Origin of the sequence: Subtercola sp. Z020, from assembly GCF_002931235.1 — a bacterium.
Taxonomy (GTDB): domain Bacteria; phylum Actinomycetota; class Actinomycetes; order Actinomycetales; family Microbacteriaceae; genus Subtercola.
The window spans coordinates 1-14,824 of the sequence record NZ_PSTT01000129.1; the positions used below are offsets into that span (position 1 = coordinate 1).

Sequence of the window (14,824 nt, forward strand, 5' to 3'; positions counted from 1 at the left end):
CCCAGTCATCGTCGACGAGCGGGAACACCGGCGGGTAAGCGCCGGGAAGCGGAGAGGTCGGCCGAGAAACGCCGACGGGCGGGGGCGGAACCGCTGCCGGGCTGCACGTTCTGGTCGTAGGTGCCGAAGACCGAGGTGATGCGCTCGTTCACCGGCGAGGGGGCGCCGAGGAAGGTCACGGTCAGGTCGTCGGCAGCGAACATGCGGATGCTGCGGAGCCGCAGGTAGCGCGCCCACGAGGAGCCCGAAAAGGGGCTGTTGATCGCGACCATGCGGGTGACGCGGTGTTCGGGGTCGAGGCGCAGCATCAGGTACTTGCCGATCAGCCCGCCTTTGCTGTGGGCGACGATCACGACGTTGCGGAGGTCGTCGGCCGCGAGGCGGGCCGCCACGATGCGTGCCGAATCGGCGATCGGGAGGAGGTTCCGGCCGAGCTCGGGCAGCAGGTGCACGGGGTGGCCGAGGCGGGCGAGGCGGCGCGCGATCGGCAGCATGAAGTGCCAGCGTTCGTAGACTCCGGGAACCAGCACGACCTGCACCGGGGCGGCCGCGGCCCCTTCCGCCCGAACCGCGACCGTGCGGCGCCCGCGCACCGCGCCCGACACCTCGGATCGGACGCTGTACCCGTAGTCCAGCATCCAGAACCCGGCCCTGGCCAGCCTGTTCATGGTGGGCAACCCGTCAGTCGAGACCGGGCGCCGGCCCCGCGCCGAGGCCCGACGCCGGTTCGATGCTGTCGCTCGACGCCCCGATGAGGTCGAGCAGGGCGCCGGCGTAGGCGTCGGCGGCATCCGCCGCCACGAACACCCGGGTCTGCCCGCCGCGCTCGATCTCGACCTCGTAGGCCTCCCCCGAGAGCAACCCGTCGTCGTCGATCGCGCCGGCCGAGCCGCCCACGTCGCCCGAGCCGCCCGCGTCGCCCACCCCCGCCCACCGGAGCGACCGGAACGTCGCCCCGAGCAGAGCCCGCAACTGGTGCTCCGCGGGCATCCACAGAGCATCGTCGAGCGCGACCGAGTCGAGCGCCCACTCCGTGGTGCCGTTGAAGCCGAGCACCGTACCGGTGTCGTACTCGTGCGCCTCGATGGTCATGTCGCTGACCGTGAAGACGTCGCCTTCGAATCCTGCGCGGTCGATGACGAACAGGTCGCCCGACGTCGGGCGCCACCGCAACCCGGCGAGGCGGAGGGCACGGGCAAGCTGGGGAGTGATCATCCGACAATTATGCGACCGGACTCTGGGCATTGACACGGGCTGTATGTTGTTCTGGTGGATGACCAACGGCGCACTCCCGGCTCTCAGACTTCACTTCGTGAAGCCAACAGGGCGAGAATCGTCGACGCCGTCAAGAAGCACGGCGGCCTGACACAGGTCGAGCTCGCGGGGGCCACCGGGCTCTCGCCGGCCACCGTCTCGAACATCGTGAAAGAGCTGTCGACGTCGGGGCTACTGCACGTCGCGCCCAGCACACGGAGCGGTCGCCGGGCCCAGCATGTGACGCTCGCGCACTCGCTCGGCCTGTTCGTCGGGGTGCACTTCTCGACGAGGCACATGCGCATCGCCCTCGCCGACGCGACCCACACGGTGGTCGCCGAGCACCACATGCCCCTGGCGAAGGACCACCGCGCCGACAACGAACTCGACAAGACCACGCTGCTGCTCAGCGACATGCTCGAGTCGGTCGACGCGACCATGCAGGAGGTGCTGGCCGTGGGCATCGCCGTGCCTGCGCCGATGGACGCGGAGACGGGAACGACGGCCCGGAGCGGGATCATGCGGGGCTGGGACGGCGTGAACGTCGCCGAGGTGATGGGCCGGCGGCTGAAGCGCCCGGTCTTCGTCGACAACGCCGCCAACCTCGCCGCCCTCGCCGAGTACCGACTCGGGGCCGCCCGCGGCAAGAGCAACTCGGTCACGATCGATGTCGGCGACGGAATCGGCGCGGGCCTCATCCTGAACGGGGCCATCTTCCGGGGCCACAACGGGGTCGCGGGCGAGTTCGGGCACACCACGATCCTCGAGAACGGGCCGCTCTGCCGGTGTGGCAACCGGGGATGCCTGGAGGCGATCGCCGGCGGGCCCGCCCTTCTCGAGAGCCTCCGCGACGAGCTCGGCACACTGAAGCTCGGCGACATCGTGCTGCGCGCGATGGCGGGCGAAGCGCTGCCGATGCGCACGGTGGCGGATGCGGGGCGGCACATCGGCGTCGCAGCGGCGAACCTCTGCAACCTGCTCGACCCGGAGCGCGTCGTGATCGCCGGCGAGCTGTCGCGGGCGGGCGAACTGCTGCTCGGCCCACTGCGGCACGCGGTGGAGCGGTCGATCATCGTGGGCCCCGATCTGATGCCCGAGATCGTGCAGGGGCAGCTGGGCCCGCGCGCCGCGACCCTCGGGGCTGCCGCCTTCGCCATCGACAGCGTCACTATCACAGCCGACGACAGAAGTGCCCAACTTGTTATCTAATCCTTGAATTCAAGTCTTGACGACAATGCTGATACATGCCAAGCTCGCACTCGTCGCCAATGAGGGCGGCAATAACGGGAGGTTTCTCAATGAAGATCGCCACCACGAGAGCGGTCATTGCAACGGCCGCAATCCTGCTCGCAGCCGGTTCGCTCACAGCATGTTCGAACGGCTCATCATCCGGTTCCGCAGCGAACACCGCCAACGCCTCGAGCGCAAAGATCGGGCTGCTCCTGCCCGACTCCGTCACTGCGCGGTACGAGAGTGCTGACAAGCCCTACTTCGAAGCCAAGATCAAAGAGCTGTGCCCCGACTGCACCGTTCTCTACTCGAACGCCGACGGCGACGCGGCCAAGCAGCAGCAGCAGGCAGAGTCGATGCTGACCCAGGGCGTCAACGTGCTCGTGCTCGACCCCTTCGACGGTGAGGCCGCGGCATCCATCGTCGGCGAGGCGAAAGCCAAGAACATCCCGGTCATCTCCTATGACCGGCTCATCAACAGCGCCGACCTGTCGTACTACATCTCGTTCGACAACGAGAAGGTCGGCGAGCTGCAGGGCCAGGCCCTGGTCGACAAGATGAAGGCCAGCGGCGCTGCCGCCGACGCCGGCATCCTGATGGTCAACGGCTCGCCCACCGACAACAACGCCAGCCAGTTCAAGAAGGGCGCCCACTCGGTCATCGACGCGTCGGGCTACAAGATCCTCGCCGAGTACGACACACCCGGATGGGACCCGGCACAGGCCCAGACCTGGGTCGCCGGCCAGATCACGCAGTTCGGTCCGCAGATCGTCGGCCTGTACGCCGCCAACGACGGCACCGCCGGTGGCGCCATCGCCGCACTCAAGGGTGCGAACGTCAGCCCGCTGCCTCCCGTGACGGGCCAGGACGCGGAGCTCGCCGGCATCCAGCGCATTCTCGCCGGTGACCAGTTCATGACCGTCTACAAGGCACTCAAGCCCGAGGCAGAGCAGGCCGCGACCCTCGCGGTGTCGCTGGCCAAGGGTGAGAGCGTCTCGGCGACGACGAACACCGACACCAAGGGTGGAGCGTCGATCCCGTCGTTCCTGCTGACCCCCGTCGCCGTGACCGTCGACAACATCGAGTCGACCGTCGTCGCTGACGGCTTCTATAAGGCTTCGGACATCTGCACCGCAGACTACGCAGCAGCCTGCGCCACCGCCGGCATCAAGTAACACACCGAACCGAACCCGGCCGGGGCGTACACACGCCCCGGCCGGGTTCGCTCTCGTTCTCTCCACCCGCCAACTTCTGGCCATCCATTCCTGAGGAGGAACCGTGACGATGGAATCCGCCGTCGCTCCAACCGCGAGCTCGGTCCGCGAGCCCGTGCTCTCGCTGAAAGGCGTCTCGAAGGGGTTCGGCGCCGTGCGGGCGCTGACCGACATCAACCTCGACGTGCACGCCGGCGAGGTCGTCGCCATCGTCGGCGACAACGGTGCGGGCAAGTCCACGCTCGTGAAGATCCTCGCCGGGGTGCACCCGCAGGACTCCGGCACCATCACCTTCGACGGCCAGGTGGTGTCGATCCCGACGCCGACCGCCTCGCGCGCCCTCGGCATCGCGACCGTCTTCCAGGATCTCGCGCTCTGCGACAACCTCGACGTCGTCTCGAACCTGTTCCTCGGCCGCGAGATCACGCACGGCACCCTCGACGAAGAGGAGATGGAGCAGCGCGCCTGGAGCCTGCTGCGCCAGCTCTCCGCGAAGATCCCCTCCGTGCGCATCGCCGTCGCCTCGCTCTCGGGCGGCCAGCGCCAGACCGTCGCGATCGCCCGTTCGCTCATTGGCGAGCCGAGTGTCGTCATCCTCGACGAACCGACCGCCGCCCTCGGCGTCGCCCAAACCGCCGAGGTGCTGAACCTCATCGAGCGCCTGCGTGAGCGCGGACTCGGCGTTCTGATCATCAGCCACAACATGGCCGATGTGCAGGCCGTCGCCGACCGCGTCGTCGTGCTCCGCCTGGGGCGGAACAACGGCGACTTCCACGTCGCCGACGTGAGCTACGAGGAGATCATCTCCGCCATCACCGGTGCCACCGACAACGTGGTCACCCGCCGCGCCAGTGCGCACGCCGTGGCCTCGGCCGCCGATGCACACGAGACGGCTCCGGATGCCGCGGCCGCCGTTCCGGCTGCACCATCGTTCGGCACGACCACCGAAGCGCTGCCCGACAACAGCAGCGAGAACCCCCTCGACGGCTCGAAGGAGAACCGCTGACCATGACTTCCCCCACAGAGAACCCGGCGGAACGCGCCGCCGACCTGCAGGACGAGCGCCTCATCCGCACCGAAGGTGTGCGCGGGGCGGTGCTGGCCTTCCAGCAGCGCGTGCGCGGTGGCGACCTCGGCTCGCTGCCCGTCATCATCGGGCTCATCGTCATCTGGGTGATCTTCCAGATCCTGAACCCGAACTTCCTCTCCTCGAACAACCTCGTCAACCTGACGCTGCAGTGCGCCGCGGTGGGCACCATCTCCATCGGCATCGTGCTCGTGCTGCTGCTCGGCCAGATCGATCTCTCGGTCGGTTCGGTGAGCGGCCTCGCCGCGGCCATCCTCGGCGTCGGCCTCACCCAGCTGGGCTGGCCTGTGCTGCTCGCCGTGGTGGTGGCCCTCGTGGTGGGTGCCGCGATCGGTTTTCTGTACGGCCTGCTCTTCACCCGCTTCGGTGTGCCGAGCTTCGTCATCACGCTCGCGGGCCTCCTCGCCTTCCTCGGCCTGCAGCTGAAGGTGCTCGGCCCGAACGGGTCGATCAACCTCCCCTACGACTCGTGGATCGTGCAGTTCGCCCAGGCGACGTTCCTCCCGCCGTGGGCGGCCTACGCCCTCGCCGTGATCGCTGCCGGCGCGGTGTTCTACACCGACATCCGCCGCGCTGCGCGTCGCCGCAAGGCCGGGCTCTCGACCGGTGCGATCTCGGTCACGCTGATCAAGTCGCTCGCCCTGCTGGTGCTGCTGGTCGTCGTCGTCGCCTACCTCGCGACCGACCGTGGCCTCGGCGCGATGTTCCTCCTGTTCGTGGTACTCGTCGTGGTGATGAACTTCTTCCTGACGCGTACGCGGTGGGGCCGCTCGGTGTTCGCCGTCGGTGGTTCCGTCGAGGCGGCGCGCCGGGCCGGTATCCGGGTCAACCGGGTCTACATCTCGGTGTTCGTCCTCACCTCGACGTTCGCAGCGCTCGGCGGTCTGCTCGCCTCGGCCCGCCTGACCTCCGCGAGCCTCTCCTCGGGCGGTGGCGACACCAACCTGAACGCGATCGCGGCTGCGGTCATCGGCGGCACGAGCCTCTTCGGCGGTCGTGGCAGCGCCTACTCGGCACTGCTCGGCATCCTCGTCATCCAGTCGATCTCGAACGGCCTGACGCTGCTGAACCTCGACTCGTCGATCCGCTACATGATCACGGGTGCGGTGCTGCTGCTCGCGGTCATCATCGACTCGCTGTCGCGTCGTTCACGCGCGAGCCACGGCCAGGCCTGATCCGCATCCCGGCCTGATCCGCATTCGGGCCCGACACGCTGTCAAGGCCTGTGCATCTGCCCGTCGGCACCGCAGACTGGTACCACAACATAAGAGGAGTGTTTTTTCATGATCGAGAAACTCAGCGAACTCGGCTTCAAGAGTGAATACGCCTACCTCGGCGGCTTCGGTTCCATCCTGCTGTCGTTCATCGCGTACTTTGTCAGCCGCGCGAAGAAAGACGACTCGAAGGCGCAGTCCGACCGTTGGGGCATCTTCATCGGCCACTGGGCTCCGACGTTCTTCGCCCTCGGCGTCGCGCTGAAGCTCGAAGAGAAGAAGTAGCGCGCAGAATCACCGAAGGGCCCGGTTCGACATCCTGTCGGCCGGGCCCTTCGTCGTTCCGCCTCAGTCCGCTGAGACGGCCTCGTCGACCACTCCGACGAAGCGGCTCCCGATTCCGTCGAACTCCGTGCGCCTGGTTCCGGATGCCACGGGCGGCAGTTCATCGGGCGTGTGCCAGTCGCAGCTGATCCAGGTGAACGCCGGCCACCACTTCTTGGGCCGGGCCGCCTCACTGAATCCGCAGATGGAGCAGGTCAGCTGCACCCACACGGGCTTCTTGCCGGTGCGGTTGACGCGTGACTGCAGCAGCCACGGTGGCGGGTCGGCGTCGATCGCCTGAACGTCAGCCTCGCTCATGCGCGCGGGCAGCCCGTGGCGCGCGGCCATCTCGAGGGGAATGTCGAGCCTGAGCGCTGCTTCTCGTCGTGAAATCATCGCCTCCCACAATACGGGCGCGGGGGCCTCAGGTCAGGCCTTCGGCTCGGCGACCACCGTGAGACCCGATCCACCATTCGCGGAATGCATCAGCAACTCGATCCACGCGCGGTTCAGAGGCGGCCGGGAGCCGTCGTCGAAGGTGAACACGAGCGGGATCGAGGGGTGCACCCAGACAGAGGTGCTGCCCGCGTCACCGTGCGGGCAGGTGAAGCTGAACTTCTCGTCCCGGCGGAGCTTCGCCAGAATGACGGCCTGCAGATGGGCGAGGAGGCGATCCTCGAAGGGAAGGGTGATGCTGGGTGAACCGTAGGTGAGGGTGCCCATTGTGGCGGTGGTCTCCTTGTCGTCGCGCATTCTGCGCCGTAGGTAAGACGGATGTCGCGCACGATTCGTCACGCCGACGGCGAAAGTTTTTTTCGATCGCTGTCTCTCAGCCCATCAACAGGTTGCTCAGAGGCCGGAGAGACAGACTGGACAGGTTTGTTCACCCATGAGAAGTGTCACCCATGAGAAGTGCCAGAGGATCCATGCGCAAAATCACCCTGATCGCCGCCGCGGCAGCCGTCGCACTCACGCTGGCGGGATGCAGCACGTCGTCTGCCGCCCCGTTGGCCTCGCCGGCCGCAGCCTGTTCGCCCACCGCGTCGGGCCCGAACTCCGATGCGGTCACGGCGACCGGTGACCTCGACGCGCTGCCGACCACGACGTTCACCACCCCGATGACCACCACCGCCACCGAGCGCACGGTGACCACCGAGGGCACAGGGGCGCAGGTCACCGACGGCATGCTCGCGACCATCGACTTCACGCTCTACAACGGCACCTCGGGCAAGCAGCTCTTCACCACGACCGACGCTGAGATCGGCGCACAGCAGGTGACGGTCGACCAGACGCAGTTCCTCCCCGGCATCGTGAAGGCCATCACCTGCGCAACCGTGGGCTCCCGTGTCGTCGCCGTCGTTCCGCCCGCCGACGCCTGGAGCGAGGCCGGCAACTCGACGCTCGGCGTCGCGGCGACCGACACCGTCGTGTTCGTGATCGACGTGAAAGACGTGACAGAGGCGCCCCCGGCGACGACCGCGCCGAGCCCCACCCTCGACCCGAACATGCCGACGAGGGCGACCGGCGCCGACCAGCCCGCGCCCGAGGGCCTGCCCACGGTGACGCTCGCCGACGACGGAACCCCCACCGTGACCATTCCGAGCACCCCCGCCCCCACCACGCTGCAGATCGGCGTGCTGAAGAAGGGCGACGGCACCGTCGTCGCCGACGGAGACACCGTCACCGTGCAGTACCAGGGTGTCAACTACAGCACAGGGGCCGTCTTCGACCAGAGCTGGGGCAAGAGCCCCACCAGCTTCGCCACGAATCAGGTCATCAAGGGCTTCGGCGCAGCACTCGTCGGGCAGACGGTCGGCTCGCAGGTCATCGCGGTCATCCCGCCCGACCAGGGCTACGGCCCGAACGGCCAGCCGAGCGCCGGCATCGGCGGCACCGACGACCTCGTGTTCGTCGTGGACATTCTCGCGACAGCCTCGGCCACGAAGTAGGCGATCGGCCTCGGCAGCGAGGTGAGGGAGGGCGGGCATCCAGAACCGGTTGCGCGCCCTCCCTCCTTCGTTTCTGTGGTTTCTCTCAGAACTCGAGCGACGGTTCGTCGGAGACCGAGAGCGTCAGCACGGCCTGCTCGATGAGCTCGTCTTCTTCGATCTGCTGCTCGATGCGCCTCAGCACGCGGGCGACCTGCTCCTCCGGCTCGTCACCCTGCAGGTCGACCGCGGCGACCAGAAAGAGACGGGACGGGCCGACGAACTCGAGGTGCAGGTAGGTCACCCGGGCGATCTCGGGCTGCGCGAGCAGTCGCGCGGCCGCACCGACCCGAAAACGCTCGGGAGGGTTGAAGCCGACCAGGTACCGGCGGTTCTGATTGATGAGCACGACCGCGACCCCGGCGAGGAGGAGGCCGATCAGAATCGAGCCGAGCGAATCCCAGAACGGGTCGCCGGTCAGCTGGTGCAACAGGATGCCGAGGAAGGCGATCGCCAGGCCCGCGAGGGCGGCCGAGTCCTCGGCGACCACGGCACGGAGCGTCGGATCGGAACCGTTCACGACATAGTCCACGGTCTGTCGACGGAATCCGGATGCCGTACGGCGGGCCTGCAGCACCGACTGCACGAGCGAGGCCCCCTCCAACAGCGCCGAGACCCCGAGCACGAGGTAGGCGACGAGGTAGTCGGAGGCCGGCTCGGGGTCGAAGAGCTCCTGCACGCCGTGCATGACGGAGACGACGGCCCCGACGGTGAAGACACCGACGGCCGCCAGCAGCGACCAGACGTAGGCCTCCCGGCCGTAGCCGAGGGGGTGGCCGTCGTCTTTCGCGCGCACAGACCGGCGGTCGGCGACGAGGAGGAAGATCTCGTTACCGGCGTCGGCCCAGGAATGCGACGCCTCGGCGACGAGTGAGGCGGAGCCGGTGAGAACAGCCGCGACGGACTTGGCGATGGCCACGAGGATGTTCGCGACGAATGCGATGACGACGATCATCCGGCCCCCGGGAGTTGTGTGCGTGATGTGGTGTTGAGTCGTGCGCGAACGGTGCCTGGTTTCTGGTTCGCGGCACCCAGCCTCCAGTATGCGGCCGACCGACGATACTGGAGGGGTGGATCTCGAGAGCGTCGCTGCGGAGCTCAGCCAGGTGCCGCCCGCCACGTTCGTCACCCGGCGGGCCGAGCTGGCGAAGGCGGGCCGCGAGGAGGCCACGGGGGCCGCCACTCAGGCCGGCGCCTCGGCGGCCGAGGCGAAGGCGGCCGGCCGCCAGCTGGCCGACGCGATCAAGAAACTGGGCAAACCGTCGTCGGCGGCGTGGGCCGTCAACCTGCTGCAGGCCCAGCGGCCGCACGAGCTCGACGCCGTCGTCGAGCTGGGGGCGGAGTTCCGCGCCGCGGTCGCCGCAGGGGATGCCGCTCGGCTCACGGCGCTCTCGGCGGAGCGCCGCACGACCCTTCGGCGGGTGACCGGGGCCGCCGTCGAACTCGCCGAACGCGCCCTTCTGGCACCGGTCGTCGCGGTCGACGACGACGGCCGTGTGCCCGAGCCTCCGGGCCTCTCCCCCGCCGTCTCCGCCGACGTCGAGCAGACGCTGCAGGCGGTGCTCGCCGACCCCGCCGCAGAGGCGGCGGTGCACACCGGCCGGCTGGTGCGCATGCTGACGTCGAACGGGGTGGAGGCAGTCGACCTGACGGATGCGGTCAGCGGTCCGTTCATCCCGCCCGAGCCCGACGACGTCGAGCCGGAGGATGATGGGGCCGAGGATGACGCGGGAGGGGACGACGCGGGTGACGGGGATGCGGAGCGCACCCGCAGCGTCCGCAGCCACAGCAGCAGCAGCAGCAGCAAGAGCGATAAAAGCAGCGACAGCGAAAGCGCCGCCAGCCGGGCCGCGCGCGAAGCCGCCCGGGCGCTCGACGACCTCGACCACCAGCTCGACGAGCTGCGGGAGCTGCGGCGTCGGGCGCGCGAGCAGTCCGACCGGCTCGGCGACGAGATCGCCGACCTCGAAGCGCGCCTCGCCGACCTGACCGCCGAACTCGACGACCGTCGCGCCGATCGTGAGCGCCTCGAAGACCGGCTCGACGAGACCGACCGGCAGTTCGGCAGGCTCGACCGGGAGCGCGACAGGGCGGCGCGCCTCGCCGAGACCACGGCCAGGGCGGCGCGCCGATGAGCGCCGGGGCAGAAGGCGGGGCCGACGGCAGGGCAGCAGGAAGTGCAGCAGGCAGTGCAGCAGGCAGTGCAGCAGGCAGTGCAGCAGGCAGTGCAGAAGGCAGCGCCGGCGCCGGCGGCAGGCGCGAGACCGTGCTGAGCGCCGGCATCCTGCTGTACCGGCGAACGCCCAGCGGCCTCGACGTGTGGATCGCCCACATGGGCGGGCCGTTCTGGGCGCGCAAGCACGAGCGCGCCTGGTCGATCCCGAAAGGGCTGGTCGAGCCGGGCGAAGACACGCTCGCCGCCGCGCTGCGGGAGTTCGCCGAAGAGATCGGCACCCCCGCGCCGCAGGTCGGGTACACGCTGCTGGGCGACTTCCGCCAGCGCTCGGGCAAGGTGGTGCGCGCCTACGTCGCCGAGGCCCTCGCGGGGTTCGACGTCGACACCGTGACGAGCAACACCTTCGAGATGGAGTGGCCGCGCGGGTCGGGGGTTCTCCGCGCGTTCCCCGAGATCGACGCGGCCCGCTGGGTTCCGCTTGCGGAGGCGAGGGAGCTGGTCGTCGCCGGGCAGGTGCCCCTGCTCGAAGCCCTGTCGGACCACGCTCCCCCGCCGGAGCACACTCCCCCGCCGAACGTCACTCCTCCGCCGAACCTCACTCCACCAGGGACAGCGGCTTCGTGATGGTCTCGAGCGACTTGCGCTCGGCATCCACCCCGAAGACGAACGCGATCACCCCGCCCAGGATCATGATGCCCGCCCCGATGAAGTACCCCACCGTGAGCGGCCCGCGGTCGGTGCCGTCGCCGATCAGCACGCCGTAGAGCAGCGGCGCCCCAGCGCCGGCGATCTGGCCGAGGGCGAAGAAGTACGAGATCGCCTGGCTGCGCAGTTCGAGCGGGAAGATCTCGCTGACCGTCAGGTAGGCGCTCGATGCCCCGGCCGAGGCGAAGAAGAACGACACGCACCAGAAGATCGTCTGCGTCGTCGCGTTCAGCGTTCCGGTGCTGAACAGCAGAGCCGACACCGCGAGAACCGCGCCCGAGACACCGTAGGTGAGCAGGATCATCTTGCGCCGGCCCCAGATGTCGAAGAGGTGGCCGAGCAGCAGCGGCCCGAGCAGGTTGCCGATCGCGAACGGGAAGAAGTAGTACTGGGTCGACACAGAGTCAGTGCCGTAGAAGTTCTGCAGTACCAGCGCATAGGTGAAGAAGATCGCGTTGTAGAGGAACGACTGCGTGATCATCATCGTGGCGCCGACCAGGGTGCGCTTCGGGTAGTCCCTGAAGAGCACCCGCACGATCGTGCGGAACGGGATGCTCTCGGTGGCCTTCACCGTGATCGCCAGTTTCTCGTCGACGGGCTCGATGGTGCCGCCCTCGCGCGCGACGCGCTGTTCGATGTCGTCGACCGTGTCTTCGGCCTCCTTCTCGCGGCCGTGGGTCATCAGCCACCGGGGGCTCTCAGGGATGTGCCGGCGCAGGTAGATGATGGCCAGACCGAGAATCGGCCCGATGAAGAACGCGAGGCGCCAGCCGATGTTCTCGGCGAAGTTGTCGGGGTTCAAGAAGAACAGGTTCGCGGCTGAGCCGAGCGCAGCGCCGCCCCAGTAGGTTCCGTTGATCGCGATGTCGACGCGGCCGCGGTAGTGCGACGGAATCAGTTCGTCGATGGCCGAGTTGATGGCGGCGTACTCGCCGCCGATCCCCATGCCCGCGAAGAAGCGGAAGAAGAAGAGCACGTACATGTTCGGCGAGAAGCCGGCTGCGGCGCTGGCCACCAGGTAGATGACGAGCGTCAGGATGAAGAGCTTGCGCCGGCCGAGCTTGTCGGAGAGCCTGCCGAAGATGATCGCGCCGGTGATCTGGCCGAGCAGGTAGATCGTTCCGGCGAGCCCGACGTCGGCGGCTGTCATGCCGAGGTCCTTCTGGAATCCCGCAGACGCGACGATCTGGATCTCGAGGCCGTCGAGCACCCAGGAGAAACCGAGGCCGATCACGATCGACCAATGGAACCTCGTCCACGGCAGTCTGTCCATGCGAGCGGGCACGAGGCTCCGGATGCCGCCGGCTGCGCTCGGCGTCTTGTCTGCAGTAGGCACGAGTTCTCCCCAGTGAGTGAGTGACAACGAATGACAGTGCGGGTGATCGCCCGAGCGAAGGACCCACGACAGAAACGACCATAGACCCCTGCTGGGCATTTGTCTGTCAGGCGTGTTTTGTCGCGTGCAACTGTGTACGCTTCGCCCGGCCCGGGGCGGGCCCGCTTCTCCGAACTTCTCTCAGCACGGAGGGCGACCACCTCCCTAGGATGGGAGCGCACGTTCCGCCCCTCGACAGAAACCACCGGTTATGCGCGCTCCACAGCTGATCACCGCCTCCCTCCTCGCCCTCGGGCTCGCGCTCGCCGGTGCCTCGGCGGCTGCCGCAGACGAGCCGGTGAACCTCGGGTCGTCGCACGTCGTCGACAGTGCGGGTGTTCTCAGTTCCAGTGACACCGCCGCCATCGAGAGCGCTGCGGAGCAGTTGTATACCGCTCACGGCATAGATCTGTACGTGGCGTTCGTCGGCGACTTCGAAGACCCCGCGTCTGCCGAGGGCTGGGCGAACACGACGGCCACACAGAACAACCTGGGGCCGACCGACTACCTCCTCGCGGTCGCCGTCGACGGGCGCGCCTACTACCTCTCCGGCGACTCGTCGGGGCCGGTCAGCGACGACCAGCTCTCGTCGATCGAGACCTCACGCATCGAGCCGCAGTTGCGGAACGAGAACTGGGCAGGGGCCGCTGAGGCTGCAGCCGACGGCCTCGGTCAGGCGGTCGACGGGGCGGGTGGATCGGGTTCCGGCGGCGGCACCGGCTCGTCGTCGGGCGTCGGCATCGGCGGGGGCACCCTCGCGGCCGTCGTGGCCGTGCTGGTGATCATCGCCGTGATCGTGGTGGGCATCATCGTCATCGTGTTCGTGCGCGCAGCGCGGCGCACCCGCAGGCTCGGCGGGGGTACGGCCGGCGCGGGTGCATCGTCCGGCAGCCTCGGTGGGGCATCCGGAGGCGGAGCACCGCGTGGTCCCGTCGACGAGTTGCAGACGATGCCGATCGAAGAGCTCGCGCGCCGGGCGGGCAGCGCGCTCGTGCAGACCGACGACGCGGTGCAGACCAGCACCCAGGAACTCGGCTTCGCGGTCGCCCAGTACGGCCAGGCAGCGGCCGCACCGTTCCAGAAGGCGCTCGACGACGCTGCGGCCGGGCTGAAGCAGGCCTTCACCCTCAAGCAGAAGCTCGACGACGCCGAGCCCGACAGTGAACAGCAGACGCGGCAGTGGAACGCCGACATCGTGCGGCTCTGCGCAGAGGCGAACCGGGCACTCGACGAGCAGGCTGACGCCTTCGACGAACTGCGCGAACTGGAGAAGGACATTCCGGCGGGGGTCGCGGCCGGCCGGGCGGCCTGCGACGAGATCGAGCCGAAGGTGGCGGCCGCCGAGGCGACTCTGGCGACGCTCGCGACGACGTTCGCCCCCACCGCGTTCTCGACGGTCGAAGACAACCCCGAGCAGGCCACAGAGCGTCTCACCTTCGCCCGCGCGGCGCTGGCCGAGGCCGAGAAGGAGGCGGTGACCGACACGGGTGAGGCTGCCGTCGGCGTGCGCGCCGCTGAAGAGGCCGTCGACCAGGCGACGCTGCTGCTCACCGCCGTCGACAGGGTGCGCGACGACCTCGCCGCGGCCCGGGCGCGCATCGATGCCATGCTCACCAACCTCCGGCAGGATGTCGTCGACGCCCACGCCGTCGCCGCCGTCGGCGACCCGCAGGGGTCGATCACCGCGGTCGAGAACCGCACCTCCGCCGTCATCTCGACTGTCGAGGCCCGGCTGACCGCGGGGCCCATCGACCCGGGCGCGCTCGCCTCCGAGCTCGAGCTCGCGAACCGCGACATCGACGGCGTGCTCGCCGCCGTGCGCGGGCAGCAGGCCTCAGAGCAGCGGGCGGCCAGCACCCTCGGGCAGACGATCGCTTCGGCCGAGGGTCACATCTCGGCCGCGAACGACTACATCACCACTCGCAGGGGCGGTGTCGGCGCCGAGGCCCGTACCCGCCTCGCCGAGGCCGCCCGGCTGGTGCAGCGAGCCCACGAGCTGTCGGCGACGGATGCGGCAGCCGCCCTCTCGGCCGCGCAGCGCGCAGACTCACTTGCGGCGCAGGCCATCGAGGCGGCACAGAACGATGTCGGCGACTTCGCCACCGATGCCGGGTACGCCGGGTACGGCTCCACTCAGGGCGGTGGTGGTGGGCTCGGCGGCATGTTCGGCGGCTCCGGCGGTCGCTCGGGCGGCGGCGGCGGCAACGGGATGCTCGGGGCCATGCTCGGCGGCATCATCATCAACAACGTGCTGGGC

The 14,824-nt window shown here is 68.9% G+C and carries 15 protein-coding genes; 9 read left to right on the forward strand and 6 right to left on the reverse strand.

Translation table 11 applies throughout. The features are described from left to right. Positions 1-5 precede the first annotated feature (5 nt). Both C5B96_RS16390 and C5B96_RS16395 read right to left on the reverse strand, forming a co-directional pair. On the reverse strand, positions 6-677 hold the full coding sequence (locus C5B96_RS16390; protein ID WP_146078229.1) for a triacylglycerol lipase: 672 nt from the start codon (positions 675-677) through the stop codon (positions 6-8). Positions 678-681: 4 nt separating this feature from the next. Further along, on the reverse strand, positions 682-1,215 hold the full coding sequence (locus tag C5B96_RS16395) for a hypothetical protein (protein ID WP_104246437.1): 534 nt from the start codon (positions 1,213-1,215) through the stop codon (positions 682-684). Between the two features lie 54 nt (positions 1,216-1,269). Here C5B96_RS16395 and C5B96_RS16400 point away from each other — a divergent pair, with 54 nt between their 5' ends. From C5B96_RS16400 to C5B96_RS16420, 5 genes are all read left to right on the forward strand, one after another. Next, positions 1,270-2,463 carry an ROK family transcriptional regulator gene (locus C5B96_RS16400; protein ID WP_104246438.1) on the forward strand — a complete coding sequence of 398 codons (1,194 nt, stop codon included), beginning with the start codon at positions 1,270-1,272 and terminating at the stop codon, positions 2,461-2,463. A gap of 89 nt (positions 2,464-2,552) precedes the next feature. After that, positions 2,553-3,659 (forward strand): sugar ABC transporter substrate-binding protein, encoded by a 1,107-nt coding sequence (locus C5B96_RS16405; RefSeq protein WP_104246439.1) that lies wholly within the window; start codon positions 2,553-2,555, stop codon positions 3,657-3,659. 109 nt (positions 3,660-3,768) lie between these two features. Beyond that, a complete protein-coding gene (locus C5B96_RS16410; protein WP_104246440.1) occupies positions 3,769-4,704 on the forward strand; it encodes an ATP-binding cassette domain-containing protein in 936 nt (311 codons plus the stop codon). Positions 4,705-4,706: 2 nt separating this feature from the next. Then, entirely contained in the window at positions 4,707-5,960 is a 1,254-nt protein-coding gene (locus C5B96_RS16415) for a sugar ABC transporter permease (protein WP_104246441.1), read from the forward strand. A 108-nt stretch (positions 5,961-6,068) separates the two neighbouring features. Further along, complete coding sequence (locus C5B96_RS16420) at positions 6,069-6,284, forward strand: hypothetical protein (RefSeq protein ID WP_104246442.1); 216 nt, start codon at positions 6,069-6,071, stop codon at positions 6,282-6,284. 63 nt (positions 6,285-6,347) lie between these two features. Here C5B96_RS16420 and C5B96_RS16425 read toward each other — a convergent pair whose 3' ends face one another. Both C5B96_RS16425 and C5B96_RS16430 read right to left on the reverse strand, forming a co-directional pair. Beyond that, complete coding sequence (locus C5B96_RS16425; RefSeq protein ID WP_104246448.1) at positions 6,348-6,719, reverse strand: hypothetical protein; 372 nt, start codon at positions 6,717-6,719, stop codon at positions 6,348-6,350. 33 nt (positions 6,720-6,752) lie between these two features. Then, a complete protein-coding gene (locus tag C5B96_RS16430) occupies positions 6,753-7,076 on the reverse strand; it encodes an ATP-dependent DNA ligase (RefSeq protein WP_233189259.1) in 324 nt (107 codons plus the stop codon). Between the two features lie 173 nt (positions 7,077-7,249). On the opposite strand from C5B96_RS16430, the gene C5B96_RS16435 reads away from it, so the two are divergent. Further along, positions 7,250-8,272 (forward strand): FKBP-type peptidyl-prolyl cis-trans isomerase, encoded by a 1,023-nt coding sequence (locus tag C5B96_RS16435; RefSeq protein WP_104246443.1) that lies wholly within the window; start codon positions 7,250-7,252, stop codon positions 8,270-8,272. 85 nt (positions 8,273-8,357) lie between these two features. Here C5B96_RS16435 and C5B96_RS16440 read toward each other — a convergent pair whose 3' ends face one another. Further along, positions 8,358-9,266, reverse strand: a complete 909-nt coding sequence (locus tag C5B96_RS16440; protein ID WP_104246444.1) for a cation diffusion facilitator family transporter — start codon at positions 9,264-9,266, stop codon at positions 8,358-8,360. Positions 9,267-9,381: 115 nt separating this feature from the next. Here C5B96_RS16440 and C5B96_RS17480 point away from each other — a divergent pair, with 115 nt between their 5' ends. Further along, positions 9,382-10,446: a hypothetical protein gene (locus C5B96_RS17480; protein ID WP_158507224.1), complete on the forward strand. Its 1,065-nt coding sequence runs from the start codon at positions 9,382-9,384 to the stop codon at positions 10,444-10,446. Beyond that, on the forward strand, positions 10,443-11,111 hold the full coding sequence (locus tag C5B96_RS16450) for an NUDIX domain-containing protein (protein ID WP_104246445.1): 669 nt from the start codon (positions 10,443-10,445) through the stop codon (positions 11,109-11,111). Before C5B96_RS17480 ends, C5B96_RS16450 begins: the two co-directional genes overlap by 4 nt. Here the strand turns inward: C5B96_RS16450 and C5B96_RS16455 are convergent. Next, positions 11,083-12,528 (reverse strand): MFS transporter, encoded by a 1,446-nt coding sequence (locus tag C5B96_RS16455; protein WP_369826492.1) that lies wholly within the window; start codon positions 12,526-12,528, stop codon positions 11,083-11,085. The genes C5B96_RS16450 and C5B96_RS16455 overlap by 29 nt on opposite strands. Positions 12,529-12,778: 250 nt before the next feature. On the opposite strand from C5B96_RS16455, the gene C5B96_RS16460 reads away from it, so the two are divergent. Beyond that, the coding region (locus C5B96_RS16460) for a TPM domain-containing protein (protein WP_104246447.1) at positions 12,779-14,824 on the forward strand (2,046 nt) is incomplete at its 3' end.